Here is a 24974-nt window from a genome sequence, read left to right as displayed (position 1 = left end):
CCCCGTACTGGACGTACTTGGGCTTTCGGCCGGTGCGGCGAGAGTGCGTGCCGGGCACCGCGACGCCGCGGACCTCCGTCAGACACCCCCTAGGCCTCGGCCCCCTCGGAGATCGTCGCGCGGACCTCCGCCACACGCTGGGACTCCTCGGCCGCGAACCGCTCGCGGTCGAGGGCCTCGGCGATGTCCTCGTCCTGGCGCATCAGCAGGTCGAGGTTCGAGTCGCCCATCTCGAAGACGCCCATCTCCAGGTACGCCTTCTGCAGCCGCTCGCCCCACAGCCCGATGTCCTTCACGCACGGCACGATCCGGCTGAACAGCAGCCTGCGGAACAGGGCCAGGAACTCCGACTGCTCACTGAACTGCTCGGCCTCCTTCTTCGGGATGCCGAAGTTCTCCAGCACCTCCACCCCGCGCAGCCGGTCCCGCATCAGGTAGCAGCCCTCGATCACGAACTCCTCGCGCTCGCGCAGCTCGGCGTCCGTCAACTGCTTGTAGTAGTCGCGCAGCGCCATCCGCCCGAAGGCCACGTGGCGGGCCTCGTCCTGCATCACGTACGCCAGGATCTGCTTGGGCAGCGGCTTGTCGGTCGTGTCGCGGATCATCCCGAACGCGGCCAGCGCCAGTCCCTCGATGAGCACCTGCATGCCCAGGTACGGCATGTCCCAGCGGGAGTCGCGCAGGGTGTCGCCCAGCAGCTCCTGGAGGCTGTTGTTGATCGGGTACAGCATCCCGACCTTCTCGTGCAGGAAGCGCCCGAAGATCTCCGCGTGCCGGGCCTCGTCCATGGTCTGGGTGGCGGAGTAGAACTTCGCGTCCAGGTCCGGCACCGACTCCACGATGCGCGCCGCGCACACCATCGCGCCCTGCTCGCCGTGCAGGAACTGGCTGAACTGCCAGGAGGCGTAGTGCCGGCGCAGCTCGCCCTTGTCCTGCTCGGTGAGCTTGGCCCAGTGCCGCGTCCCGTACAGGGTCAGCACCTCGTCCGGGGTGCCCAGCGGGTCGTACGGGTCCACCTCGATGTCCCAGTCGATGCGCTTGGCGCCGTCCCACTGTTTGTCCTTGCCCTTCTGGTAGAGGGCGAGGAGGCGTTCGCGGCCCTCGTCGTACTCCCAGCTGAAGCGGGCCGAGCCGGAGGAGGGGACCTGCCAGACGCCCTCGCCCGGGTCCTTGGTGTAGAGCTCGTGCGTCGACACTGACGCCCCCTTGTCTCACGTATCCGCGTACTGCCGTACAGGACTGGACAGTTGGCAGCGTCACACGCTGGTAGACGCGCGGTCAACAAGTCGTGCGCGAGGGATTGACGACCTTGCTGACAAGCAGTCTCATAACCAGTGACCCAATCAGTGACCGCCGGTAACTCGATGACGAGGTGTCCGAAGCCATGACGACCGTGACCGATCGAGCCGCGCTGAGGGACGCCCTCGGCCTGCTCAAGGACCGCGAGCAGATCGCCGAACGGCTGCTCGAATCCTCCGCCAAGCACTCCTTCGACCCCGACAAGGAACTCGACTGGGACGCCCCGGTCATCGAGGGCAAGTACTACTGGCCGCCGGAGCTGCTCTCCCTCTACGACACCCCGATCTGGAAGAAGATGGGGGAGGAGCAGCGCATCGACCTCTCCCGCCACGAGGCGGCGGCACTGGGCTCGCTCGGCATCTGGTTCGAGATCATCCTCATGCAGCTCCTGGTCCGGCACATCTACGACAAGTCCCTGACCAGCAACCACGTGCGCTACGCGCTCACCGAGATCGCGGACGAGTGCCGCCACTCGATGATGTTCGCCCGCATGATCCAGAAGGCCGGCGCCCCCGCCTACCCGGTCTCCCGCGTCAACCACAACCTCGCGCGCATCCTCAAGACGGTCTCCACCACCCCCGGCTCCTTCGCCTGCACCCTCCTCGGCGAGGAGATCCTCGACTGGATGCAGCGCCTGACCTTCCCGGACGAGCGCGTCCAGCCGCTGGTCCGCGGGGTCACCCGGATCCACGTCATCGAGGAGGCCCGGCACGTCCGGTACGCCCGCGAGGAACTGCGCCGCCAGATGCTGACGGCCCCGCGCTGGGAGCAGGAACTCACCCGCATCAGCTGCGGCGAGGCCGCCCGCGTCTTCTCCCTGGCCTTCGTGAACCCGGCCGTCTACGAGAACATCGGACTCGACCGCCGCGAAGCCGTCGCCCAGGTCAAGGCGAGCGGGCACCGCCGTGAGGTCATGCAGACCGGCGCCAAGCGGCTCACCGACTTCCTCGACGACATCGGCGTGATGCGCGGGGTCGGCCGCCGGCTGTGGAAGAGCTCGGGCCTCCTCGCGTAGGGCTGCGCAGCCCCGCCCCGCCCGGACGGCGGCAAAAACCTCTCCGGCCCCGGCCCTCCGGGGGTGTCGTCTACTCTGCGTGCATGACCGTACGCGCCTACCGCAGGCTGAGCGTCGAGGAGCGGCGAGCCCAACTCCTCGACGCCGCCCTGTCGCTGTTCGCGCACCGGGCGCCGGAGGAGGTCTCGCTCGACGACGTCGCCGAGGCCGCCGGGGTCTCGCGCCCGCTCGTCTACCGCTACTTCCCGGGCGGCAAGCAGCAGCTGTACGAAGCCGCCCTGCGCTCGGCCGCCGACCTCCTCGAACTGTGCTTCGCCGAACCGCAGCAGGGCCCGCTGACCCAACGCCTCAGCCGGGCCCTCGACCGCTACCTGGCCTTCGTCGACGAACACGACACCGGCTTCGCGGCCCTCCTCCAGGGCGGCAGCGTCGTGGAGACCTCCCGTACGACGGCCACGGTCGACGGCATCCGCCGCTCCGCCGCAGCACAGATCCTCCTCCACCTGGGGGTCCCGGCGCCCGGCCCGCGCCTGCGCATGATGGTCCGGACGTGGATCACGGCGGTCGAGGCGGCCTCCCTCATCTGGATCGACGAGGGCAAGCAGCCCGAGGTCGGCGCCCTCCGCGACTGGCTGGTGGACCAGTTCATCGCGCTGCTCACGGCCACCGCCGCCACGGACCCGGAAACGGCCTCCGCCGCCCGGGCCGCCCTCGCCCTGGAGTCGGCGGACGGCCCGGTCGGGGTGCTGGCCCGCCGGGTGATCCCGGTGGTCTCCGAGGCCGCGCACCTCCTGTGACACTGGTGGGGTGAGAAGCGAACCGACCCCCTTCGAGGGCGGCCCGATGGACGGCCGGGTCCTCCCGATCCTCCTCGGCCCGACCGGCCATCCCCCGAAGTGGTACGAGATCCCCGTCCCGGCGCCGGACGGTGGCCCGCCGACGGTGCTCCTGTACGAACGGGTCCCGTCGGGCTACTCCAAGCGCCTGGGCCTCCAGAAGGGCTGGAAGTACACCTTCCGCCCCTCGGGCCACAAGCCAAAGCCCCGCTGGCCCTGGACGAAGACACCCCGCGCGTAGGCCTGTACCGCTCCTGCCGCCTCCCGTGGCGACGGCTCTCCGCGGGAGGGGCCGGCCGCCCCTCACCCGCGCGTCCCCGGAGGGCGACCCCGGCCGCGCAGGCGGCACGGCGCCGGGGGAGGGGATCAGGGCTCCGTCGGAGGGGGCGGTGCCGGGGCCGGCAAGGTCAGGACCGCCAGGGCTCCGCCCCCCTCCGCCGGCCGGAACTCCAGCCGCGCACCGATCGCCTCGGCCTGACCGACCGCGATCGTCAGCCCCAGCCCGTGCCCCTTGCCCCCGCTGCGGAACCGCTGAGGGCCGTGCGCCAGCAGGTAGTCGGGGAAGCCGTCGCCGTGGTCCCGTACGGTCACCTCCGGCCCGTCCACCGTCAGCACCACCGGCGCCCGCCCGTGCTTGTGCGCGTTGGCCACCAGATTGCCCAGCACCCGCTCCAGCCGCCGCCGGTCCGTCTCCACGTGCGCGTCGCGCACGACGACGACCTCCGTCCGCGTCCCGGACGCCCGCACCACCCGGCCGGCCAGCCGACCCAGCTGGTGCAGATCCGTCTCCACCACCTCGCTGCCCGAGTCCAGCCGCGAGATCTCCAGCAGATCCTCCGTCAGCTGCCGCATCGTCCGTACCCGCTCCCGTACCAGCTCCGTCGGCCGCCCCTCCGGCAGCAGCTCCGACGCCGCCTGCAACCCGGTCAACGGCGTGCGCAGCTCGTGCGCCACGTCCGCCGTGAACCGCCGCTCGCTCTCCAGCTTCGCCTGCAGGCTCCCCGCCATCGTGTCCAGCGCCGCGGCCACCGTCGCCACCTCGTCCTGGTGGCGCGAGGGGTCCTTCGTCCGCGGGTCGCCCACCCGTGCGTCCAGGTCCCCCTGCGTGATCCGGCGCGCCACCGTCGCCGTCTGGTGCAGCCGCCGCGTCACCCGGGTCACGGCGAACGCGCCGACCAGCAGCGTTCCGCCGATCGCCAGGACCGACGACCCGATGATCGCGTTGTCCAGCCCGCTGATCGTGCGCGCGCTCTGCTCGTAGTCGATGGCCGTGGCCAGCGCCCGCCCGTCCGCCGGAGCCGCCGCCCACATCGTCGGACGCCCCCGGTAGTCGCCCACGATCGTCCCGCGCTGCCCGCTGAGCGCCAGCGCCCGCAGCCGCGGCGGCAGCGCCACCGGATCCAGGGCCGAATCGGGCGGCAGGGCCTCGCCCGCCTCGTACGCGCGCGACGCGTCGTGCAGCTTGCCGAGCGCCTTCTCGCGCGCCGTGGCCACGGTCTGGCGGGTCACCTCCACATGGACCAGCGCACCGAGCGCGGCCGCCAGCGCACAGCACATCACCACGATGAAACACGCGGACTTCCAGGTCAGCGTGGCGGTCCAGGCCGGCAACCGGGGTCTCACGGCGTGCCCGGTCTCTCGGGCGCGCCCGTCGCCTTGGACCGGGGGCCGGTGCCGGGGCCCGTACCGGACCCGGGCCCGGTGCCGGGGCCCGTGCCGCGGCCCGCGCCGGGGCCGGGACTCGCCGGTCCCTGCGGACTGCCCGGCACCCGTACGATCTGCTCCCGCGTCGGCAGCATCGTCAGCTGCTTCTCGTCCCAGGACCAGGCGGTGATCAACTCGTAGCCGTTGTTGCCGCTGGGCACCCGCAGGATCACGTCCCGCCCGGCCAGGTCCACGTTGATCACGGTCTGGGTCGTCGCCATGATCCGGTTGAGGCGCCCGTCGTCGTCCGCCGTGTACACCCGTACCGACATCATCTTGTCCGGGTACTCGATGCCGACGATCAGCTCGTCCTTCCCGTTGCCCGTGAGGTCCCGGTAGTACGGCGCCAGCACCGGGCACTCCTGCGGCTGCGCCCCCTCCTTGCCGCAGTTCCTGATCGCGGCGGCCGTCGCGGCGGGCATCCCGTCCGGGCCGGCCCCCGTCTTCGGATGGGCCCGCAGCTCCGCCTGTACGAGGGCCACCGGGTCCACGGCGTGCACGTCCTGGTCCTGGACGGGCGGGATTCCCTTGACGTACTCGGGCGGGGCGCCGCCCGGATCGGCCGGGGGTACGACGGCACCCCGGCGGTCGGGCCACAGGTGTACGGGCCCGCTCGCGGTCGGTGTCGAGCCGGCCGCGACCAGCCCTCCGGCGTCGCCGCAGCCCGCCACCAACGGCAGCACGGCGAGCAGGCCGGCCAGGGCGAGCGCCTGCGGGACGGAGGCGGCGGCCGAGCGGAAGGGAAACGTTTTCACAGACCCCAGCGTCCTCCATGTCCGCAGCAGTTCGACCGTCGGGTCGCGTCAACCCTATGCGGAGGTTTGCCCTTTTCGCTTTCCGCTTTTCCGGCGGGTCAGCTCTCGGTCCGCCCGCGCCGCAGCATCGCGAAGCCCAGTCCGGCGGCGCCGACGGCCGCGATGCCGCCGCCCGCGGCGAGCAGGAACACGCCCTCGCCCGGTCCGTCGGCCAGTGTGTCCAGGCGCAGCGACTCGGCCGGGCCGGTGGCGACGTACCGGCTCTCGCCGCCCGCGGGCTCGGGCGCCGAGGCCGGGACGACCTGCCCGGTGCGGGTGCCGGTCTTGTACCCGTCGCCCGCCACGCCGTGGGCCCGGCCCTGCGCGGGAGCGTCACTGCCCACCCAGGACGTCAGCCGCCCGTCGGACTCCAGCGCCGCGTGCAGGTCCCCGGCGCCGCCGAAGCCGGTGATGCCCTCACGGCTCGTCAGCGTGGTGGCCCTGTGGCCCCCGGCGGTCAGGATGTCGGCCCGGTACGCGCCCCCGGCGGTGCGGTAGACGTTCGCGGTGGAGGTTCCGTCCGCGAGGGTGAGGCTCTTGACCAGAGTCGCCTGCGGCGTCGCGGAGTGCGCCGACGAGGCCGCGGGCACCCCCTCGGCGAGGGCGGCGGCGGTGGGCAGGGCCAGCAGACTTCCGGCGCAGGCGGTCAGGGCGGCGGCGCGAACGAGAGTGCGGCGGCTGACGGTGCTCACGGGAGGCCTTTCGGTGCCGGGGGTGCGGTGCTGGCGGGTGCTGGCGGGTGCTGGCGGGTGCTGGTGGAGTGCGCGTGGGTGCTGGGGAGTGCTGTGGGGTGCTGTGGGGTGCTGCTCCTAGTGGGACAAACCTAGGCGCCGGCCGTTGCGGCAGCGCCCCGTTCTTGTAACAGGGACGTCGCAGGGTCACGTCAGAGTCGTTACACGGCGGGGGGATTGCCGTGCGGCGCCCCGGCTGCTCCCATGGACGGCGGGGGTGAGGGCTCATGAAGGGACTCAGGGTGATGCCGGGTGGCCGGGCCGCCCGTGGGCGGTTGTACGTCCATCGGCCCGACGGGCACGCGGTTGCCTGGTACGACCGGCAGGCGAACCGGATCAGCGTCCTCGAGGACGCCCACCGCGAGGCGGTGATCGAGGTGTTGCGGCCCTACCTGAGGGGAACGGTCGCGATCGGGCCGCCTCCCGTCCCCACGGCGGCCGACCTGCGCGGCCTCGCCCTCCCGCCGGACGCGGACCTGGCCCCGAACCGCCCCGGCGAGACCCTGCTGGGCGAACTGGAACACGGCCCGGCGGGAACCCGGGCACGGCACCGGCTGCGCCAGGATCTGCTGGCCCAGCAGCGCATGGGCGACGCGCTCGACGCCCTGGGGGCGGACGGCTGGCGGATCCTGCACTGCGTACCGCTCCCCGGGCTGGGCGGCATCGACCACCTGCTGATCGGCCCGCCCGGGGTCTTCTGCGTCCGAACGGTCCCGGGCCGCCGCCAGCGCGCGGTGGCCGGCGACCTCCTGCTCACGGTCGGCCGTTCGCAACCCCGCCCGGACCCCCGCTGGATCCGCCGCGCGGCAGCCCGCGCCACCCGGGCCCTGGCGACCCAGGCCACTGCGGCCCTCGCCGTGGTCGACGCCTCCCGCGTCGAGGTGGCCCCCACCCTCCGCGACGTCCGCGTCCTCCAGCCCCCCACTGCCACCGCAGAGCTCGCCTCTTCCCCTACGGCCCTCAAACCCCCGGACATCGAAGCCCTGTTCACCCTGGCCCGCGACACGAGAACCTGGCTGGGCCGCACGGACAGACCCGCCTGACCGCGATCACCGCCGACCAGACCGCACGGGTGTGGCCGAGGTCCGGGACGACCGGTGCGGAACCGCCGACGGCGGCGGACACCGCGGCGCTCGCCGCCCGCCCGCGCCGGAGGACGGGGACGGGGCGTCCTGGAAGGCGTGTTGCAGCGCCCAGAGCCCTCCGCCGCACGGGCCGACGTGTGCAATGACCTGAACTCCGAGGCCCAGGCAGCGCCGTGACCCTCCACCCCGGAGGGCCCCCGCCGCGGGCCGCCGACACCCCGCCGCCGTGGCCGCCTTCCGGGTGCCGTCGCGGCGCGGCTTCCCCGCGGCCACCACCGACGCCGCCCACCGGCCCGCAGGGACTGCCCGGGCAGTCAGTCCCGCTTGACCGCCCCTGACCGTCGACCGGCCGGGGGCGCCCCCGACGCCGCCCGCTGCCTCCGCCGGGGCGGCGCTACCGCTTCGCCACCGCTCCGCCGCCGCTCCGCCCCGCCGCTACCGCTCCGCCGCCGCGCCGCTGGGGCGCCACCGCTCCGCCGCTGCTCCGCCACCGCTCCGCCGCGCCGCCGGGGCGCCGCTGCTCCGCCGGGGCGCCGCTGCTCCGCCCCGCCGCTACCGCCGCGCCGCCGGGGCGCCGCCGCTCCGCCGCCGTTCCGCCGGCGCGCCGCCGCGCCGACCGCCACCGCTCCGCCGCCGAGCCGCCGCTGCTCCCCCACCGCTCCGCCCGGGGCTCCGCCGCTCCGCCGCCCCGGCCCTCCGCCGCCGCGCCGACCGCCACCGCCCCGCTCAGGCCGTCCGTTTCCGGGATGCCGTCGCCTTCGTCGTCTTCTTCGCGGTGGCGGTCGTCTTCTTGGCCGCCGCCGAGGTCGACTTGGCCGTCTTCGCCGTCGACTTTGCCGCCGTCTTGGACGCCGTCTTGGCCGTCGACTTCGTCGTCGCCTTGGACGTGGACTTGGCCGCCGCGGTCTTCTTCGCCGCACCCGACCCGGTCTTCTTCGCCGACGCAGCCGTCGACTTCTTCCCGCCCACCGCTTTCGGCGCGGTCGCCGTCGCAGTCGCCGTCGCAGCCGGCTTCCGCCGCCCCCGAATCGGCGTCACATCGGCCTCGGTCTCGGTCTCGGTCTCGGCCTCGGTCTGCGTCGCGGCCTCGCCCGCCGCCCCCGCCGCCCCCGCCTCGCCCCGCGAAGCCTTCGCCGCCTTCACGCTCTTCTCCAGCGCCGCCATCAGGTCGATCACCTGACCCCCGGCCGGCTCCACCACGGCCTCGGACGGTTCGAACGCCCCGCCCGACTTCGCCGCGATCATCGCCTCCACGGCCTCCTGGTAGTCGTCGTGCAGCGAGGACAGCTCGACCTCGCCCAACGTCGCCATCAGCGCGTCCGCCAGGTCGAGTTCGGCGTCCCGTACCGTGACGTCCGCCTCCGGCGCCACCCCCTCCGGCACCCGGATCTCGTCCGGCCACAACAGCCCGTGCATCGCGATCACGTCGTCCACGACCCGCAGCATGCCCAGCCGCTCCCGCCCCCGCAGCGCGTACTTGGCGATCGCGACCTTCCGGCTCCGCTTCAGCGCCTCCCGCAGGAGGGTGTAGGGCTTCGCCGCCGTCGCCCCGTTCGCCGCGAGGTAGTACGCCGCGTCCATTTGGAGCGGGTCGATCTCGTCCGCCGGCACGAACGACATGATCTCGATCGTCCGGGCGGTCGCGATCGGCAGCTGCGCCAGGTCCTCGTCCGTGATCGGGATGATCGACCCGTCCGCCTCCTCGTACCCCTTCCCGATCTCGGCGCTCGGCACCTCCTCGCCGTCCAGCTCGCACACCTTGCGGTAGCGGATCCGCCCGCCGTCGTCGAGGTGGATCTGACGGAAGGAGATCGAGTGGCTCTCGGTGGCGTTCACGAGCTTGATCGGAATGCTGACCAGGCCGAAGGAGATCGCCCCGTTCCAAATGGATCGCACGGTTCCTCCTGATTCGTGGCAATCTCATCGTATGACGCCGATCACATTGGTGGAGGGCCGTCGCATCGCGCTCAGCAATCTCGACAAGGTGCTCTACCCCGAGACCGGCTTCACCAAGGGCGAGGTGCTGCACTACTACGCCCTCGTCGCGGGCCCCCTCCTCGCCCACATCCACGACCGCCCGGTGTCCTTCCTGCGCTACCCCGACGGCCCGGACGGCCAGCTCTTCTTCACCAAGAACCCGCCGCCCGGCACGCCCGACTGGGTGAAGACCACCCCCGTGCCCCGCTCCGAGGACCTCTCCGCCGCACAGGTGGTCGTCGCCGACATGGCCACCCTCATGTGGTCCGCCAACCTCGTCGTCGAGTTCCACACCCCCCAGTGGACCGCCGGCCGCCCCGCCGTCGCCGACCGGATGGTCCTCGACCTCGACCCCGGCGCGCCGGCCTCCGTCGTCGAGTGCTGCGCCGCCGCGCTGTGGCTGCGCGACCGGCTCGCCGCCGACGGCCTGCACGCGTACGCCAAGACCTCCGGCTCCAAGGGCCTGCACCTGGCCGTACCCCTCGAGCCGACCCCCTCCGAGCAGGTCTCCGCGTACGCGAAGCTGCTCGCCCAGGAGGCCGAGCGCGAGCTCCCCGACCTGATCGTCCACCGCATGGCCAAGGCGCTGCGCCCGGGCAAGGTCTTCGTCGACCACAGCCAGAACGCTGCCGCCAAGACCACCGCCGCCCCCTACACGTTGCGCGCGCGGGCCCGGCCGACCGTGTCCGCGCCGGTGTCCTGGGAGGAGGTCGAGGCCTGTCGGCGCCCCTCCGACCTGGTCTTCCTCGCCGACGACGTCCCACCGAGGCTGGAGCGCGACGGGGACCTCTTCGGCCCCCTGAGCGACCTCGACCGGGCCGGCCGACTGCCCCGGACGCGAGGGCACAGGCCATGATCCGCGTCGCGCTGGCCACCTCCGTGCGGACCCTGCCGCGCGGGGCGGGCCTGGCGTACGAGCCGAAGTTCGACGGCCACCGCCTGGTCGTCGTGCGCTCGGAGAGCCGCGTCGTCCTCCAGGCGCGTTCCGGCCGGATCGTGACCAGCGCCTTTCCCGATCTGGAGGTGGCCGCACGGCAGTTGCCGGCCGGTACGGTCCTCGACGGCGAGGTGGTGGTCTGGCACGAGGGCCGGACGGAGTTCGCGCTGGTACAGCGCCGGGCGGCGGCCACGGCCGCGCGGGCCGGCGTACTGGCGCAGACGCTGCCGGCCTCGTACGCCGCCTTCGACGTGCTGGAACTGGCCGGGACGGACCTGCGCGGGCGCGCGTACGAACACCGCCGGGCCCTCCTCGTGGACCTGCTGCTGCCGCTCGGGCCGCCGCTGCAGCCGGTACCGATGACCACCGACCCGGAACTGGCGGCCACCTGGTACGAGACCCTCCCCGCCAGCGGCATCGAGGGCCTGGTCGTCAAACGGCTGGACCAGACCTACCCGGCCGGGCGGCGCGGCTGGCAGAAGCTGCGGCACACGGACGTGCGCGACGCGGCGGTGGTCGGCTACACCGGCACCCCGCGCCGCCCGCTGGCCCTGGTGCTCGTCCTGCCGGTCGGCGACGAGACCCCGCTGGTGTCGAGCCCGCTGACGGCGGCCCTGCGCGCGGAGGTGGCGCAGGCGGTGGCGGGGCGTGCATCGGCTCCGACCGCGGCCGCGACGGGGACCGTCACGGCGATCGGGCTCGGCGAGGTGCTCTTCCGCCCGCTCGACCCGCCCCTGACGGCCGAGGTCCGGCACACCTCGGCCCGGCACCCGCCGCCGGAGGTGCTGAGGCTGCGGACAGACCTCTGACCCGCGCGGAAGGCGCAGGTCAGAGGGAGGGGGTCGGGGGAGGCGTCAGCTGTGGGCGCCGCGCCCCGCGTCCGGGGGAGCCCCGGGCTGGGGATGCGGACCAGGACCCTCAACCTGCTGGTGACCGGACTCGCGGGCCTTGCGGACGTCCTCCGGGTGGCTGGAGGTGGTGGAGCCGAAGTTCCCGTAGCCCTGCATCTCGTGCGGCCGCAGACCGCCCTCGGGGATCTCCACGTGCTCCCGCTCCTCGCGGACCTCGTGCACGGCTCCGCCGTTCGGCAGGTGGGGCTGGCTCTCGGGACTGGGCGGCGGCGGCTCCTTCGCCCGGACCCGCTGACCCAGCTTGAAGCCGGCGAGCAGGAAGCCGGCGACGATGATCCCGACCACCAGGAACCATGCGATGTCGGTCAAGGTCGAGTCCACGCTCAGGATCGTGTCCATGGGACCCATTTTCCCGCACTTCGGAGCGATATGCGCTGTTCTGCCCGGGATACCTTGCGCCATCCGGGGTACGAGCCAGAGGCACCCGAACCGGAAGCGAGAAGGAGGCCGGCCATGCCCCGCGGATCGTCCCCCAAGCGCGAACGCCAGTACGAGCACATCAAGGAGGGCCTGGAGCAGCGCGGCGAGTCGAAGGAGAAGGCCGAGGAGATCGCCGCCCGGACGGTCAACAAGGAACGCGCCCGGGCCGGCGAGTCCAAGACCGCCAGCAAGGAGTCACTGCAGGACATGTCCTCGTCGCGCCGCGGGGGCCTGCACTCCCACTCCGGCGCGCAGGGCCCCACGTACGACCAGCTGTACGCGGAGGCCCGGCGCCGCAACATCCACGGGCGTTCGGACATGAACAAGGCCGAACTCAAACGCGCACTGGGCGACTGAACACGACCGGCCAGGGCGACTGACCCCGGCCGGCTAGGAGTTGATGGGTCCGTCGGTGTCCCGGAGGGCGCCGGCGGCCTTGCGCGCGCCGAGGACGCCCAGGATCTCGGCGCAGATCGCCAGCGCGGTCTCCGCCGGGGTCCGGGCGCCGAGGTCCAAGCCGATCGGCCCGTGCACCCGGGCCAGTTGGGCCTCGCCCACCCCGGCCGCGATCAGCCCTTCCCGCCGCCGAGCCGTCGTCCGGCGCGAGCCCAGCGCACCGACGTACGGAACCCCGAGCTCCAGCGCCAGGCGCAGCGTCGGCACGTCGAACTCCTCGTCGTGGCTGAGCATGACCACGCACGCGCCGTCCCGCCGCGCCCGGATCACCTTCCCGGCCTCCTCCGCACCGTCGACCAGCACGGCCTCCCAGCCCAGCAGCAGCGCCTGCCGCTGGATGATCCCGGCCAGCTCCCCGCCCCCGCCGATCACCACGTACGGAGCCGACGGGCACGCCTCGACCAGCACCAGCCCCGACTGCCCGTACAGCGCGTCCCGCCCGGGCCGGCGCGTGTCCAGCAGCTCCCCGGCCCGCCGCCCGGCGTCGTCTCGCGGCACGTCGGTAGCCCGTACGACTTCACTGACGGCCTGATCAGCGGCCTCGTTCAGCCGGGTCACCAACGCCACCCCGACTCCCGCACCGAGCAGCTCCCACCACTCGGCCGGGATCGCGCCGAGCGGCTGCAGCAGCACCTCGGCCTGCCCGCCACAGGTCAGCTCCGCCTCCACGGCCTCGGCCCCGCGCACGGACACCTCGCACACCCGCGCGGTGTCCCGAGCCCCCATGGCTCCGGCCTCGGCGACGAGCTCGGCATCGAAGACCCCCCGGTACAGCGCGCCGACACACTCCCCCCGCGACGCATCGACGAGCACGGCCCCGGCCGGATCCCGCGGCCCGAACCCCTGCTCGGTCACGGGCCGCGCCAGATACCCGGCCCGCCCCTCGGCCACCCACTGCCGCGCCGTCTCCACCAACTCACGCATCGGTGCCGCCCCATCCTGATACCCGCTGCTTCCCGCAAAGCACCAGGTCAACGGCACTATGCGGCCTCACAACCCACCCTACGCACGCTCCCCACCCCACCCCACCCCCCAAACCCACAGACCCACCCCCACCCCCCTCGTACAGACCACCGGACCCCGATGGCGTCAGCACTCGAGAGAAGGACCAGTACCTGGGGGAAGCCACAGGCCGGCCCCCCACTCCTCAAGCCTTTCCTTCCGGGATGCGTAGTCGGGCAGAGCCCGGGCCACCCTCCGCCAGAAGGTCGCCGAGTGGTTGGGCTCGTGAATGTGCGCCAGCTCGTGCACGAGTACGTAGTCCACCAGCGCCGCGGGGAGCTGCATCGCTGCCCAGTGGATGTTGACTGCACCCCGGCTCGAGCACGACCCCCACCGATAGCCCAGAGGGCGGACGCTCAAGCCCACTGATGGGGCTTCGAGGCACTCCGCCCACGGGCCCACGCGCCGAGGCAGCCAGTGGCGCCCCCGCTCGATGTACCACGCGACCAAATCCTCGGTTGCCGAATCCGAGCGGTCCCGCCGCAGCCTGATACGGCCTTCCGCCAGTGCCACGGGGCGGGGGGCCGCATCGACGGTCTTGAGGCGGTAGCTGCGCCCCAGGTAGTAGAAACCCTCACCGTCGAGAAAGCGGCGGTGGGGTCGCTGCTCCACATCCGCCTCGCGGTCGCGCACCTTGCCGTACAGCCAGGGAAGACGCGTGCGGATGAGGACCTCGAGAGACTCCTGCTCCGTACCCGGCGGCACAGCCGCCACGATCCGCGCGTCGCGTTCCACCGTGAGCCGGACGCTCCTGCGCCCGGGCACCGGACGGACGTCGATGACCAGATCGTTCACGTACAGCGGTTCGCTCGAGGTCGTGTACATGGCCGGACTACAGGTCCTTCTTGTTGTGCTGGATGATCTCCCGCACCGCGGGTGCCAAGCTGTCCACGGCAGGATGGGTGCGGTCGTGGACGGCAAGGATCATCCAGATGTCGCTCTGCAGATCGTGCAGGGCGGCCGTGTTGTAGAACAGGTCCTTCCGCAAGGCGTGCCGCACGGCGACGGCCCGTACCTCGCGCGCCAGACCGATCAACTCCGCACGTATGTCGTCGGTGATGACCCCGTCGGTGACGACGGTGGTCAGCTGCTGGTAGACGGCTTGCTCCAGCCTGCTGAGACCGCGCACGTCTTCCGGCAGGTCAGGGCCGCGTCCCTGACTCACGTCCTGCACCTCCCGGGAGAGCTCCTCGAACGCCACGAGCTGATGGGCCCAGTCCTGCGCGTACTTCCTGAGGATCTCTTCCAGCCGTTCACGCAGCCTGTCGTAAGCCACCGGGTTCTCCTGGAAATGGAGTTCGATGTGGTTGCGCACCGCGTGCGCCATCATCGAAGCCTTGGCGCGGGCGCCCGGTAGCTGCTCGACCTTGGTACGGAAATCGTCGGACGTGAGCCGTGTCGGTTCTATCGCGCGTTCCACGTCGAGGGCCTTCACGTGCTCGTCGATCAGCTCAGCCACCCGCGCCCCGTAGGCGGCGGGGTCGAATCCGTCCTCCTCTTCGCTGAAGCGCTGCTTGGCCACCAGGGCGATGAAACTGAAGAGCTTCGCCGGCCGCAGGTAGGGGCGGGTCGCCTCGCGTGGCAGGAGGAGGTCGAGAGTGGCCAGGAACGCCCGGAGCAGCTTGCGGTAGGCGATGCGCCGCTCCTCGTCCTCCAAGATGTCCACCAGGCGGTGTACCGCAGCGGTGTCGTCCGGGTCGACGAGTTCCTCGGTGAGACCGAGGTGATGCCGCAGTGCGTTGTACTGATGCTCGAGCTTGTTCTCCTCGACGGTGAAGTCGAGGGGCAGGCCTTCGGCTTCGTCGGAAGCGTAGGCGGCCAAGGCTTCGAGGAGAGCCGTCGCCACGCCCGCGTAGTCGACGACGAACCCCGCCTGCTTCTTCTCCCCGTAGGTACGGTTCACACGGGCGACGGCCTGTAGGAGTTCGGCCTCGCGCATCCGGCGGTCCAGGTACATGACCTGCTCGATGGGGGCGTCAAAGCCGGTGAGCAGCATGGTGCGGACTATGAGCATGGCAACCGGCCTCGAATCCGAAGTGGCTTCGGCGGGGTCGGGGAAGGGGCGGCGAAACGCCTTGATGGCCTTCTCCTGAGCACCTCCGTCGGACCAGGCCGCCCAAGCAGGGTCGTCCTCGGAGTCGGGAGAGATCACCGGCACGAAGTCGATGGCCTTGAGCAGTTCGAGTTGTCTGTGGGCGGCGACCAGGAGCCGCTGTCTGGGCGTACGGTCCTCAGCCGGTGTCCGCTGGGCCTTGGTGAGGACACCGGCCGGGGACTTGGCCGCCTTCTCCACTTCGACGACCAGTTCGTCGCGAGCGGCGATGAGAGCCTCGCGGTAGCGGACGGCGATCCCCCGGGAGTGAGCCACGACCTGGGCCTTGAAGCCCTCCTTCATGGCCCCTTCGACGTAGTGGCGCAGCATGTGGCGTGCCTTGCGCCGGATCATGTCGTTCGCGCCGAGAACGGCCGAGGGCTTGGCGTACCGCTTCTGGAGTTCGTCGTACTGCTCATCGGTGAGCTCTTCGAACTCCTCCTGGAACGTCTCCTCCAGGGCCTCACCCTCGATGACGGCGCCCTTGGCGATGTGGCCCTCGTAGTAGATAGGCACGATGGCGCCGTCATCCTCGGCGTCGTTGAGACGGTAGGTGTCGATGAACTCACCGAAGGTCGTGGCGGTGAGCTTGCGGCGGTTCATGATGATCGGGGTGCCGGTGAAGCCGATACGGGCAGCGTTGGGCAGGGACTCCATGAGGTTCTGGTGAAGGGCGGAGCCGTGGGAGCGGTGGGCCTCGTCGACCATGATGAGGATGCCTTCGCGGTCGTTGATGAGCCCCCAACCGGGTGTCCCCTCATGGGCAAGGGAGTCGGCGGTGTTCTGCCGGGTCCTCTCCGCGTCCTGCTGTTTCTGGATCATGACGAAGACCAGACCGGCGTTCTCCAGACCGAGCACCTTGGGCACCTGGGACGCGCGGGTGATGATGTCCGGCTTCTCGCCCGCCAGTACGGCCGTCTCGGAAAGCTGGTCCTGGAGCTGCTTCCGATCGGTCACCACGACGACTTTGAAGTGGCCCAAGCCCGGTGTAGTGCGCAACTTGCGCACCAGGAACACCATGGTCAGGGACTTTCCCGAGCCCTGTGTGTGCCACACGATGCCGCCCCGCTTGTCTTCCTTCCCGTGGACCCGCCTGGTCTCGCCCGCCCTCAGGCGCTCGATCGCCTTGTGGACGGCCCGGTACTGCTGGTAGCGCGGGCCGATCTTCACCCGGGCGGTGCGCCCTTCGGCGATCTCGACGTCCTTGAAGACGATGAAGTTCCGCACGATGTCGAGCAGCCGGTGCGGGTGCAGCACCCCGGCGGCGAGGGTCTTCTGTGCACGGGCGAAGGCGTCGTCCGGGTGATAGGTGGTGCCGGCCACCTGCTTCGTGTCCAACGGGTGGGCATCCCGCCAGACCGCATAGTCCCGGGGGCGAGCCGTGAACGTGCCCAGCAGCGCAGTGTCCCCCGTGGTCGCGACCGTCAGCTGCACGGTCCGGAAGAGCTGTTCGCTCCCTTCCGGAGTGACTGACTCCCGCCGCTGGTTGGCATACCGCCGCAACTGCTGTATCGCTTTGTGGGCGTCGCCCCGACCCGCTTTGAGCTTTTTGCACTCGACGACGACCAGCGGGATGCCGTTCACGAACAGCACGAGATCGGCGACGAGCCTCCTGGGCCGGCCGTGGTCGTCCCGCGCTCCTGGGATCGTCATCGGGAACTGGGAGACGACGAGGAAGTCGTTGTTCTCCGGCGTCTGCCAGTCGATGAACCGGACCTTCTGAGCTCGCCCGCCGTCCCACCCTTCGACTCCGGGGACGGCGACGCCTTCGATCAGAGCCTCGGTCGCTGCCTCATTGGCGGCGATGAGCCCGCCGCCCGGTGCGCCGCCTTTGCTCAGGGCCGAGATCGCGGTGGCGACGCGGGCGTCATCGAGCCATCTCGCCCCGCCGGGCAGCCGGTTGAGTCGGTCCAACTGGCCCTGCAGGATTCCGAGAAGGAGCGCGCTGTCTGTCCCCTCGCGGACGTACCGCTGCTCGCCCGGGGCCTGAAGTTCCACGTCCCGATTCCCCACCACATGTCGCCAGCCCATGCTGCGGTGGGTGAGCTGCGCGATGAGTGGGGCCTCTACGTACCTGTACTCGGGGCCGGACATGTGTGGTGCGGTCTCCTTTGACGAGCAGTACGTGGGGGGCGAGGTGCAGCCGGGCGCAGCGCAGTGGAGCGCGGTAGAGCTATGCGCCGACGGAAACGGCGACCCTGCCGGCCAACAGGTCGTCCCTCGTCGACTTCCTGAAGAGCTCAAGCTTCGCCAGAAGGCGCTGGCCGTCAGTTCGTTGCTGATGCAGGTCGGCCATGATCCGCATGATCCGTTGCTGTTCGGCGAGCCCTGGGATGGGAATCAAGAATGCTTCCACGTCACTCTTCGTGATGTTGGCGTCCTTACGGGTGCTCGCCCCCACCTTCCTCCAACGTAGACGGCCGTGCTGGAGGGCGAGGAGCAGGAACTGAGGGAGGAGCCTCGCCTCCTGTTTGACTTCCAGGGCGGACAGGGCCTGATTGACGGCGGCGGAGCATCCCAGGATTGCCGTACGGCCGATTTGCCCCCAGCCGCCGTACATGGCCACCAGGACCGTATGAGGTGGATAGACACGCATGTTCGAACTCTGCAGTCCGATATCGGTTACTCCCTCTTGCGTGGAGGAAATAACCCCCTCATTCAAGTCCAGCGTCTTCACCCACGGCGTTCCGGACGGCGAAAAGTAGAGGTCTCCCTCCGAGCGTGACGGAGTGCTGCCCGATCTGACTTCACACACCTCGGAGATGGGCAGGAGATCCCAATCGGCAGGGATTTCGCCAATGGCGCTCCGTGTTCTCCTGCGGCCGGGCGCCACCCCTGTCGTGAACAGCCGCTCCAGGGTTCCGAAGTGGGCCTGATCGTGCTTCTTTAGGATGGCGCGTGCCGTATGGATATGAGCATCGACCTCGTCCAGGATTTCGCAAATCCTTCGCTGTTCCGCGAGCGGTGGGAGATCGATCTCGATCTTCTTGAAATCCCGGTACCGAACTGCCCCTCGGCGGTCTACCGAAGCCTGGTCATGTACACCGTATTCAGCCAACATCGCGTCGGTCTTGAGAATGCGATAAAGGAAATCCGCATTGATTTCCGGCGTGCATGAAAAAACGGTGTAGATCGGGCTGACGCACGCCACGTCGGTCAGCATTTGAAGGCCGATGGAGCCTTCCGTCAGATGATTCGTCGCGTACGCGAACCAGCCCCTGCGGACCAGCTTGTACCCCGAGGTGTCGTCGCTGTACACCTGGCGGTTCTTGAAGTAGTCATCTGACGAAACGAGGCCGTGATGTTTCGTGGACGAGAGGACCACAGCCTTGTCTGCCAGATCGCCCACGCGGATGTTTTCCTCGCGCGTGACCTCTGCCAGAGCGACTCGCTTCCAGCCCTCACGCATATCCCAGCTCCTCCAGGTACCCGCGCAGGCGCTTCGCCGAGGCTTCGCGCTCCTGCTCCAGGTCGGCGAGGGTCACCGCGTACTTGTCGCCCCAGTTGCGAAAGGCGTCGACCAGGGCCCGGCGATCGGCAGCGACGAATCGGACCATGCGCGCATAGAGGTCCGCGTTCAAGAAGCCGAGGACGACCTCCTGGGCTTGCGCGGGGGTGAGCTTCTCCGCTGCAGCCTGCAGTTCTGTCACGAACGACGCCTTGATGAGGGAAAGCTCCAGTTTCGCCACCCGCTGCTTCTTCTTCAGGGCGCTCAGGACCTTGGGGGGAAGGACGTGGGAAAGGTCGAGCTCTTCCTCGTCGACGTCGTCCTCGCCGTCCGCCTCGCCCGCCTTTGACGTCCTCTTCGGCGGGGAGCCGGCCTTCACTTCCGCGTCCAGCTTCGCGACCAGCGCTTCCGCCGTCTCCAGCTGCTTCACGTAGGTCGGGATCAGTTCCGGGACCAGCCGGTGATCGCGAGCCTTGCGCATGGCTGCCCGGTAGCGGGCCTTCGTCTTGGCATCCGCTTTGGCGGAGGGCTCTTCGAACGCCGAGGCAATGCTGCGGACCCAGCCGTCGATCAGGCCCTGGAAGTCCTTCGCCATCAGCACGTCGAGGTCGTTCCTGGCGTCGAACCACCAAGCGGCCACCGCACCCGCCAGCTGATGCCGGTCGAGCACACCGACGCGCTCCAACGCGGCCACGAAGGTGGTGAGGAGTTCACTGCGCGTCTGCGCCTTCTGCCGGTGCACCGGCAGCTTCGCGAGCTGCTCCCGGTGTTCACTCCACCAGCTGTGGAACGCCCGCCCGAGGACGACTTCCCTTTCCTGCGCGAGGCCCGGGATCCGGGCCGCCGTCGCTTCATGGCCCTCCGCCAGGAAGTCCACATACTCGGGATCGCCGTTCCGGAGCCGGAAGAGCGCCCCCTCGGGTTCGATGCCGAAAGCCTCGAACTGTTCCTTGCGCGCCGCGATCTCGCTCCTGGGTACGCCCCCGTAGAGGTGCGCCCGTACGTCCTGCGGCTCCGGAGCGGGAGTATTGTCCACGTAGCGGCGGATGTTGAGGTTGTAGTCGTTCTCCGCCAGCTCCTCGAAACCCACGATGCGGGCGAAGCCGGGGATCTCCTGCCACCCCTCGTACGCAGAGACGATCTTCTCCGCGTGCTGGGCCTCGAGGAGGTTCTGGGTGCGTCCGGCGGTGATCTCGCGGTCGGCGTTGATGAAGAGCACGCCATCGCGCCGTCCTTCAGGCGCGCCCTTGCGGCCGCGCAAGACGAGGATGCAGGCAGGAATGCCGGTGCCGTAGAAGACGTTGGGCCCGATCCCGATCACGGCTTCCAGGCGGTGTTCCTCGATGATCCGCTTGCGGATCTTCTGTTCCTCGCCGCTTCGGAACAGCACGCCGTGCGGCATGACGGACGCCCCGATGCCGTCCGGCTCCAGCACAGCCAGCACGTGCTGGATGAACATGAGGTCGGCCTTCTTGCCGGACTCGGGCGTCCAGTTCACCATGCGCTCGGGGAACTTCATGCCTTCCTGGCGGTAGTTCTGCGCGAACGGCGGATTGGTGAGGATGCGGTCGAACCGCTGGAGCTGCCCCTCGTGCGTGTGCTTCGGGTCGGCGAGAGTGTCGCCGTGGTGGATGACACCGTCCGCGACGCCGTGCATCAGCAGATTCATCCGGGCCATCGCCCAGGCGCTGCCGTTGTCCTCCTGCCCGTACACGGAGAGGTGGGACTCGTCACCGCCATGGTCCTGCACGTACTCCTTGGCGAGGATCAGCATGCCGGCCGAACCGCAGCAGGGGTCATAGACGGACATGCCCGGCTCTGGTTTGACCAGTTGGTTCATCATGCGGATGACCGAACGCGGGGTGTAGAACTGGCCGCCCTTCTTGCCGCCCTCGTCGGCGAACTCGCCGATCAGGTACTCGTAGGCGTGCCCGAGGAGGTCGGGGAACTCGAAGTCGTCGTTGCTGAGCCGGTACTCGCTGAAGTGGTCGATGAGCTGCTGGATGACCGGCCTGGTCAGCTTGGTGTTGCCGCCGCGGTTCTCCGTGAAGCTGATGTAGGAGAGGACTCCGTCGAGAGCCTGGTGGTTGGCGGCCTCCAGCGCGGCCAGCGCCACGTTCAGGGCCTCGGCCGGTTCGGTCCGGGACTTCCCGACGATCGTGGACCAGCGCGACTCGTGCGGCACGTAGAACTCGTGCGCCTTGTAGGCGCCGCGCGCCTCGGAAATGCGTTCGGCCTGCTCCCGGCTCTTCCCTTCCGCGAGGAGCTTCTTGACCATCGCGACCTGGGCCACGTCGAACTGGTCCGAAGCGCGCTTCAGGAACAGCATGCCGAAGATGTAGTCCTGGTACTGCGCCGCGTCCATCTTGCCGCGCAGGATGTCCGCGGCCGCATACAGATGCCGCTCCAGCTGCGGCAGCGTGAGCTGTGCCACTCGGGGTCTCCTCTTGCTTACGTCCCGCAGGAGGCGGGTCCTGCGGAATACCGGTCCAGGCTAGGACCGGGCTATGACATTCGGTTCGTACGGCGGGTCCTCGGCGCTCTGCGCTCGAGAAGAGGCCCGGCCGGCCGTGAGGTGGCGGTGCTCGGGAACTCGTCACCCAGCATCCGGGCGAACATCCCCTGCCTCAGTGCGTCGAGGCGCGCCAGCATGCGGTGGTGGACGTCCATCTGAAGGCTCACCTCGCCGAGGGCCCCGGCCATCAGCCTCTGCTTGTGCAGGGGGGGCAGTACGAGGGGCAACCTCTTCAGAGAGCCCGCCGTGAGCATCGGCACCGTTCCCACGTGGACATGCGACAGCAGTTCGTCGACCACGGGTGGATGCGCCAAATAGCTCGACAAGTACACGGGGTCGACCTGCTCTTCGTCCGGGCGGATCCGAATGCAGGAAGCGTGGTAGATCCAGTCGCGAGCGTCCTCGCCGACGAGCCCGACCCGGCCGACCCTCCCCAGCCGTACCAGCACCAGGTCGCCCGGTCGCAGCCGGAAACGCTCCAGGCCGACGGAGTCGCCCGGCAGCCGCCGGAGGGCTTGCGCATCGATCCGTCTGGTGTCGGAGATGTCTGCGGGTGTGACCACCGGCGTTCCCTCGCCGTCGGCCGTGAGCTCGGAGAAGAGATCGCTGGAAGGGCTCGGGGTGACCTCGCAGACATCACCCAGGAGCACTGGCGTCCGCGTCACGATCCCCCTCCTCGGCGCTGGGCGCACGTCTGCGGGCGGGACGCCAGCAGCGCCGGCAGCGAGGTGTCCGCCGCGTCGACCCGGCGAGCCACCGACTCGGAGACGTACCCGATGGCGGTGAGAGCGGACCGGCGGTCGGCGGCAAGATCTCGGCCGCCTATGCGGTCCTGGTGCGCCACTTTGTTCCGGAGCACCCTCAGGTGATCCAGACGGGTGTGCAGCGGCCCGCGGCGTCCCCGATAGCCGGGGAACCCGGCACTGATGGGACGCCACAGCTGCGTCTCGTAGTCGGCGCCGCGCCCCATCAGGGTCACCCAGAATCCAAGCGTCATCTCACGCTGAATGGCGGTCGCGGTCGGCGGCACCGAGATGCGGGACAGCTTCTCCTCGGCCTCTGCGATCTTCTTCTCGGTTCCGTAGGTGAGACGCAGGCGTGTGGCGTTCCACCAGTCCACCTGTCCGTAGTGAGCCGACAGTCTGGCGGAGATGGCACACCGCAGGACGTTCTCCAGGTGCCGGAGCACCTCGTACATAGCCTTGGAGGTGTTCGTCTCCCAGTCGGACCACTCCAGGGGCTGACGGCAAGTGGCCGAGCAGAGGGTGCTCGGGTCGGCGTACCGCCCGGCATCGAGCATCCTGATCAGGTCCATCTCGTCAGCGGTGGCGCACGGCATGGCGATCCCCCCCAAGGGTCCATGTTGCACAACTGTGGGATTGGGTACTACGGTCATGTACGTAAGCCCCGGTGTGTGCCTCTGCTCGCAAGCGCCCCGGGGCATAGCTATGCCTGGAGACGCCGCAGGAGCGCGGACCGTGTGCAATGCCCCCGATCGCTGACGTGCACCAGAAAAGCTACCACAGCCGATCACCATGGCTGGCTTCAAGCGTATGTACATACACAACGGATTGCGGAGCCGGTGTCGGGTGGGATGTTCCACGGCGTAACTGGCCTTGCCGGGGGCTGAACGCGCGGGCCCTGAGCGGGGGATGGGGTGGCGGTCAATACGCGACAACGACAAAGGCCCGGACTCAGTTGGACTGAGTTCGGGCCTTCATGCTTGGCACTTCAGCTGGGCAGCGGCGTGATCGCGCTGCCTTTGCTGGAGTGCCCCCGGCAGGATTCGAACCTGCGCACACGGCTCCGGAGGCCGTTGCTCTATCCCCTGAGCTACGGGGGCGTGTCGTTCGCTGTGCGGCGACGGGTTGAACACTACCAGCTTCCACGGGGTGATCAGGAACCGGTTTGGGGGTGAGGGGGAGGTGCATCGCCCGGAGGGGGTGGAAGTGGCGAAAACCCGGACGCGGGGGGTGGGGCCGACCTACTCTCGAGTTGTGCCAGGCGTCTCGGGCCGGGTGCTTGTTGTCGACGACAACAAGGTCATCCGGCAGCTGATCAAGGTCAATCTCGAGCTGGAGGGCTTCGAGGTCGTGACCGCGAACGATGGTGCCGAGTGCCTGGACGTCGTGCACCGCGTGTGTCCTGACGTGATCACGCTCGACGTGGTCATGCCGCGGCTGGACGGGTTCGGGACCGCCGCGCAGTTGCGGGCCGATCCGCGGACCAGTGCGGTGCCCGTCGCGATCGTGAGTGCCTGTACGCAGCACGAGGTGGAGGCGGGGATCGCGGCCGGGGTGGATGCCTTCGTCGCCAAGCCCTTCGAGCCCGCCGAGCTGGTACGGGTCGTGCGGCGGCTGGTCGAGGGGAAGGACCGGCGCGACGGGAGGAAGGGCGCCCCCGCCGGGAGGGGGAGGGGCTGAGGGGAGAGCTTGGAGGCTCGTCGCTCGTCGCTCGTCGCTCTTCGCCCTCCTGTGGGGTGGCCGCCGCTTCGGGCCTGCCCGTACCTCTCTTTTGTCGGGCTCTTTCCCGGCGTCTCCCGTGTGGCTCCAGCAGCTCTTGAGCGGGCCCATTTCACATGGCGAAACCCTTCGCGGAGTGGGTGGCCGTCTCGCCTAGGCTGGTCTCGTGAATCCCGCCGATCTTCCCGATGCCGTCGTGCGCGCCGTGCGCTGCGCCGTCGGGGATGGGGAGCTGGGGGCCGGAGTGGTCCTGCCCGGGCGGGTCGTCGTGGAGCGGACCCGGCCCGGTGGGGTGGGGGACTACGCGACTCCCGTCGCCTTGCAGCTCGCGAAGGGCGCCCGGTGCGCGCCCGGTGACGTGGCCAGGGTGCTGGCCCGTCGGCTCGGCCGGGAGGCGGGGATCGAGCGTGTCGAGGTCACCGGGCCGGGGTTCCTGAATTTCGTGCTGCCGGCGCCCTCCGCGCCCCTCGTCATCGCGGATGTGTGTGCGGGGGGCGGGCCCCTTGCACCCGTCGACGGGGATACCGGGCCCGGGCTGCGCGAGCGCGTCGTACGCGAGAGCGTGGCCAGGCTCCTGCGCAGCCAGGGCAGCGGCCAGGGCGGCAGCCAAGCCAGCGGCCAAGCCGGCAGCGGCCAAGCCAGCGGCCAAGGCGGCAGCGGCCGAGGCGGCGGCCAAGCCAGCAGCCAAGCCGGCAGCGGCCAAGCCGGCAGCCAAGGCAGCAGCCAAGCCGGCAGCGGCCAGGGCGCCAGCGAGTGTGACGTGCTCGCCGGGCTCGTCGTTGCGCCCCTCGCCAAGCGGGACGCCGACGTCGTCGCCCGGTACGGCGCCGACGCCGCGCGCTGGGCCATGCTCGCCGTACCCGCCCGCGAGACCCCCGCCTTCTGCGATGCGCTGCTCGTCCAGGGCGAGGGCAGCGAGTTCTTCCGGGTGCGGTACGCCCATGCGCGCAGCCGCGCGCTGCTGCGGAACGCCGCCGACCTGGGGTTCGGGCCCGCCGTCGGGGAGGTGGACGCCCCCGCGCTGCTGCGCGCCCTCGCCGAGCACCGGCTCGTCCTCGAAGCCGCCGGGCACCACCGGGCGCCCGAGCGGCTCACCCGGCACCTCGTCGAGGTGGCCGACGCGCTGCTCGACTTCCAGTACCGCGTGCTGCCCCACGGGGACGAGAAACCCTCGGCCGCCCACCGGGCCCGGCTGGCTCTTGCCGAAGCCGCCGGGACGGTGCTGGCCGGCGGCCTGGCCCTCCTCGGCATTGACGCACCCGAACGCCTGTGACCTGCGAAGAGAGATAC

Annotated in this window: 22 protein-coding genes and 1 tRNA gene; 9 read left to right on the top strand and 14 right to left on the bottom strand. The window is 70.4% G+C overall.

Translation table 11 applies throughout. The annotated features are described in order from the left end of the window. Positions 1–89: 89 nt before the first annotated feature. Complete coding sequence (locus tag AB0D44_RS04975) at positions 90–1196, bottom strand: ferritin-like domain-containing protein (RefSeq protein WP_362584425.1); 1107 nt, start codon at positions 1194–1196, stop codon at positions 90–92. A gap of 188 nt (positions 1197–1384) precedes the next feature. Here AB0D44_RS04975 and AB0D44_RS04970 point away from each other — a divergent pair, with 188 nt between their 5' ends. From AB0D44_RS04970 to AB0D44_RS04960, 3 genes are all read left to right on the top strand, one after another. Continuing rightward, positions 1385–2314, top strand: coding sequence for a diiron oxygenase (locus AB0D44_RS04970; protein ID WP_362584422.1), 930 nt, complete (start codon positions 1385–1387; stop codon positions 2312–2314). An 83-nt stretch (positions 2315–2397) separates the two neighbouring features. Then, positions 2398–3111 carry a helix-turn-helix domain-containing protein gene (locus tag AB0D44_RS04965; protein ID WP_362584419.1) on the top strand — a complete coding sequence of 238 codons (714 nt, stop codon included), beginning with the start codon at positions 2398–2400 and terminating at the stop codon, positions 3109–3111. A gap of 10 nt (positions 3112–3121) precedes the next feature. After that, entirely contained in the window at positions 3122–3391 is a 270-nt protein-coding gene (locus AB0D44_RS04960) for a hypothetical protein (RefSeq protein ID WP_362584416.1), read from the top strand. Positions 3392–3516: 125 nt separating this feature from the next. Here AB0D44_RS04960 and AB0D44_RS04955 read toward each other — a convergent pair whose 3' ends face one another. From AB0D44_RS04955 to AB0D44_RS04945, 3 genes are all read right to left on the bottom strand, one after another. Beyond that, positions 3517–4773 carry a HAMP domain-containing sensor histidine kinase gene (locus AB0D44_RS04955; RefSeq protein WP_362584413.1) on the bottom strand — a complete coding sequence of 419 codons (1257 nt, stop codon included), beginning with the start codon at positions 4771–4773 and terminating at the stop codon, positions 3517–3519. Further along, on the bottom strand, positions 4770–5609 hold the full coding sequence (locus AB0D44_RS04950; RefSeq protein WP_362584410.1) for a hypothetical protein: 840 nt from the start codon (positions 5607–5609) through the stop codon (positions 4770–4772). The genes AB0D44_RS04955 and AB0D44_RS04950 overlap by 4 nt, the downstream gene beginning before the upstream one ends. Positions 5610–5707: 98 nt before the next feature. Further along, complete coding sequence (locus AB0D44_RS04945) at positions 5708–6340, bottom strand: hypothetical protein (RefSeq protein ID WP_362584407.1); 633 nt, start codon at positions 6338–6340, stop codon at positions 5708–5710. Positions 6341–6606: 266 nt separating this feature from the next. On the opposite strand from AB0D44_RS04945, the gene AB0D44_RS04940 reads away from it, so the two are divergent. Beyond that, the gene (locus AB0D44_RS04940) at positions 6607–7422 is read left to right on the top strand and encodes a nuclease-related domain-containing protein (RefSeq protein WP_362584404.1); all 816 of its coding nucleotides are present in this window, start codon (positions 6607–6609) and stop codon (positions 7420–7422) included. A 768-nt stretch (positions 7423–8190) separates the two neighbouring features. Here the strand turns inward: AB0D44_RS04940 and AB0D44_RS04935 are convergent. Further along, on the bottom strand, positions 8191–9360 hold the full coding sequence (locus AB0D44_RS04935; RefSeq protein ID WP_362584401.1) for a Ku protein: 1170 nt from the start codon (positions 9358–9360) through the stop codon (positions 8191–8193). 31 nt (positions 9361–9391) lie between these two features. Between AB0D44_RS04935 and ligD the strand changes: the two genes are divergently transcribed. Then, positions 9392–10297, top strand: a complete 906-nt coding sequence (ligD, locus tag AB0D44_RS04930; protein ID WP_362584398.1) for a non-homologous end-joining DNA ligase — start codon at positions 9392–9394, stop codon at positions 10295–10297. Continuing rightward, the gene (locus tag AB0D44_RS04925; RefSeq protein WP_362584396.1) at positions 10294–11187 is read left to right on the top strand and encodes an ATP-dependent DNA ligase; all 894 of its coding nucleotides are present in this window, start codon (positions 10294–10296) and stop codon (positions 11185–11187) included. Before ligD ends, AB0D44_RS04925 begins: the two co-directional genes overlap by 4 nt. A 45-nt stretch (positions 11188–11232) precedes the next feature. Here AB0D44_RS04925 and AB0D44_RS04920 read toward each other — a convergent pair whose 3' ends face one another. Further along, positions 11233–11628 carry a DUF6479 family protein gene (locus tag AB0D44_RS04920; RefSeq protein WP_362584393.1) on the bottom strand — a complete coding sequence of 132 codons (396 nt, stop codon included), beginning with the start codon at positions 11626–11628 and terminating at the stop codon, positions 11233–11235. A 114-nt stretch (positions 11629–11742) separates the two neighbouring features. Between AB0D44_RS04920 and AB0D44_RS04915 the strand changes: the two genes are divergently transcribed. Next, positions 11743–12066, top strand: coding sequence for a plasmid stabilization protein (locus AB0D44_RS04915; protein ID WP_362584390.1), 324 nt, complete (start codon positions 11743–11745; stop codon positions 12064–12066). A gap of 33 nt (positions 12067–12099) precedes the next feature. On the opposite strand, the gene AB0D44_RS04910 is transcribed toward AB0D44_RS04915, so the two are convergent. The 8 genes from AB0D44_RS04910 to AB0D44_RS04875 all read right to left on the bottom strand — a co-directional run bounded on the left by AB0D44_RS04910 (position 12100) and on the right by AB0D44_RS04875 (position 23065). Beyond that, complete coding sequence (locus AB0D44_RS04910; RefSeq protein ID WP_362584387.1) at positions 12100–13089, bottom strand: XdhC family protein; 990 nt, start codon at positions 13087–13089, stop codon at positions 12100–12102. A 165-nt stretch (positions 13090–13254) separates the two neighbouring features. Then, positions 13255–13992 (bottom strand): SprT family zinc-dependent metalloprotease, encoded by a 738-nt coding sequence (locus tag AB0D44_RS04905; RefSeq protein WP_362584384.1) that lies wholly within the window; start codon positions 13990–13992, stop codon positions 13255–13257. 7 nt (positions 13993–13999) lie between these two features. Then, entirely contained in the window at positions 14000–17353 is a 3354-nt protein-coding gene (locus tag AB0D44_RS04900; RefSeq protein WP_362584382.1) for an HsdR family type I site-specific deoxyribonuclease, read from the bottom strand. Between the two features lie 79 nt (positions 17354–17432). Beyond that, a complete protein-coding gene (locus AB0D44_RS04895) occupies positions 17433–18668 on the bottom strand; it encodes a restriction endonuclease subunit S (RefSeq protein ID WP_362584379.1) in 1236 nt (411 codons plus the stop codon). Further along, entirely contained in the window at positions 18661–21141 is a 2481-nt protein-coding gene (locus AB0D44_RS04890) for a class I SAM-dependent DNA methyltransferase (RefSeq protein ID WP_362584376.1), read from the bottom strand. The genes AB0D44_RS04895 and AB0D44_RS04890 overlap by 8 nt, the downstream gene beginning before the upstream one ends. Before the next feature lie 71 nt (positions 21142–21212). Next, the gene (locus AB0D44_RS04885) at positions 21213–21887 is read right to left on the bottom strand and encodes a restriction endonuclease subunit S (RefSeq protein ID WP_362584373.1); all 675 of its coding nucleotides are present in this window, start codon (positions 21885–21887) and stop codon (positions 21213–21215) included. Beyond that, the gene (locus tag AB0D44_RS04880) at positions 21884–22576 is read right to left on the bottom strand and encodes a hypothetical protein (protein WP_362584370.1); all 693 of its coding nucleotides are present in this window, start codon (positions 22574–22576) and stop codon (positions 21884–21886) included. Before AB0D44_RS04880 ends, AB0D44_RS04885 begins: the two co-directional genes overlap by 4 nt. 417 nt (positions 22577–22993) lie before the next feature. Beyond that, positions 22994–23065 (bottom strand) — tRNA-Arg (locus AB0D44_RS04875). 82 nt (positions 23066–23147) lie between these two features. On the opposite strand from AB0D44_RS04875, the gene AB0D44_RS04870 reads away from it, so the two are divergent. Together AB0D44_RS04870 and nrtL are read left to right on the top strand one after the other, a co-directional pair. Beyond that, complete coding sequence (locus AB0D44_RS04870) at positions 23148–23645, top strand: response regulator (protein ID WP_362584482.1); 498 nt, start codon at positions 23148–23150, stop codon at positions 23643–23645. Between the two features lie 205 nt (positions 23646–23850). Continuing rightward, entirely contained in the window at positions 23851–24957 is a 1107-nt protein-coding gene (gene nrtL, locus AB0D44_RS04865) for an ArgS-related anticodon-binding protein NrtL (RefSeq protein ID WP_362584367.1), read from the top strand. Positions 24958–24974 lie beyond the last annotated feature (17 nt).

The organism is Streptomyces sp. NPDC048349, from assembly GCF_040651925.1.
In the GTDB taxonomy this organism is placed as follows: Bacteria; Actinomycetota; Actinomycetes; order Streptomycetales; family Streptomycetaceae; genus Streptomyces.
Note: the sequence above shows the minus strand (reverse complement) of the source record. Positions and strands in the feature narration are given on the sequence as shown.

Bases quoted from the DNA above. Each gene is read 5' to 3' on its own strand.
- AB0D44_RS04970 (WP_362584422.1), top strand. From the start codon at position 1,385: ATGACGACCGTGACCGATCGAGCCGCGCTGAGGGACGCCCTCGGCCTG.
- AB0D44_RS04965 (WP_362584419.1), top strand. From the start codon at position 2,398: ATGACCGTACGCGCCTACCGCAGGCTGAGCGTCGAGGAGCGGCGAGCC.
- AB0D44_RS04940 (WP_362584404.1), top strand. From the start codon at position 6,607: ATGAAGGGACTCAGGGTGATGCCGGGTGGCCGGGCCGCCCGTGGGCGG.
- ligD (WP_362584398.1), top strand. From the start codon at position 9,392: ATGACGCCGATCACATTGGTGGAGGGCCGTCGCATCGCGCTCAGCAAT.
- AB0D44_RS04925 (WP_362584396.1), top strand. From the start codon at position 10,294: ATGATCCGCGTCGCGCTGGCCACCTCCGTGCGGACCCTGCCGCGCGGG.
- AB0D44_RS04920 (WP_362584393.1), bottom strand. From the start codon at position 11,628: ATGGACACGATCCTGAGCGTGGACTCGACCTTGACCGACATCGCATGG.
- AB0D44_RS04915 (WP_362584390.1), top strand. From the start codon at position 11,743: ATGCCCCGCGGATCGTCCCCCAAGCGCGAACGCCAGTACGAGCACATC.
- AB0D44_RS04910 (WP_362584387.1), bottom strand. From the start codon at position 13,089: ATGCGTGAGTTGGTGGAGACGGCGCGGCAGTGGGTGGCCGAGGGGCGG.
- AB0D44_RS04905 (WP_362584384.1), bottom strand. From the start codon at position 13,992: ATGTACACGACCTCGAGCGAACCGCTGTACGTGAACGATCTGGTCATC.
- AB0D44_RS04900 (WP_362584382.1), bottom strand. From the start codon at position 17,353: ATGTCCGGCCCCGAGTACAGGTACGTAGAGGCCCCACTCATCGCGCAG.
- AB0D44_RS04895 (WP_362584379.1), bottom strand. From the start codon at position 18,668: ATGCGTGAGGGCTGGAAGCGAGTCGCTCTGGCAGAGGTCACGCGCGAG.